The following is a 795-nucleotide window of genomic DNA, read 5'->3' as shown; positions in this document are numbered from 1 at the left end:
GAAAGGAAGATCTAATGTTATCATCCAAAGTAGCGTTTCAAACAATGATTAAATATTTAGAGCTATACAATAATAAGAAGAAGTCAGAAGATGTTCGAATCCTTATTGATGAATTAATTAAAGCGAAATTACCTTCGCATGACTGGAATGAAACAATCACAGATGTATTGCATGAAGTGAGATTTAATCAATCCACTCAATTATTYTTGAATTCAGATGTAGTTATGTTTTACAGGAAAGAGATCCTAGAAAGTACATTGATAGAACTTTCAAAAGAATCATTTAAGATTTAYCAAGTAGAATGTTCAAATTTAAAATGTATTGAAGATTTCCATAATGAAATAGCATTGAAACTCAATTTCCCTAACTACTATGGGAAGAGTCTAGATGCCTTAAATGACTGTATATCAGATCTGTATMCWWCAGTTAATGGTGTTGCAATCGTTTTTTGGAACTATGAAGTTTTATCAAATCTGAATAATGAATTGARCATAGCTGTTCTTAACATAATTCAAAGGCAATCAAGATATGCGAAATTGCAAGGGACTCAAATAAGTACGCTTATACATACCAATAATCCAAATGAAAGAATAACCAATTTAGGGTCGATAGATGCGGAGTGGAATCCAGCAGAATGGCTTAATAGCGGTTAAACACCCGAATTATTGAGTCTAGGACACTTAACGTTCTTCTATCTTAGAWATACTCGTTTTCACTCATACTTTTATAGTTTTTGGCACGATCTGCCCTGACGCTATTGCTTACGATCTGCCCTGACGCTATTGCTTTCCGATA

General features: G+C 33.1%; 1 protein-coding gene. It reads left to right on the top strand.

The features are described from left to right. Positions 1 to 653, top strand: a 653-nt coding sequence (locus AB4Z33_RS31040; protein ID WP_442053589.1) for a barstar family protein, incomplete at its 5' end; no start/stop codon positions are given. Between the last annotated feature and the right edge of the window lie 142 nt (positions 654 to 795).

Source organism: Paenibacillus sp. 2TAB19 (genome assembly GCF_052115185.1).
GTDB lineage: Bacteria > Bacillota > Bacilli > Paenibacillales > Paenibacillaceae > Pristimantibacillus.
This window is presented reverse-complemented; position numbering and strand designations above follow the sequence as displayed.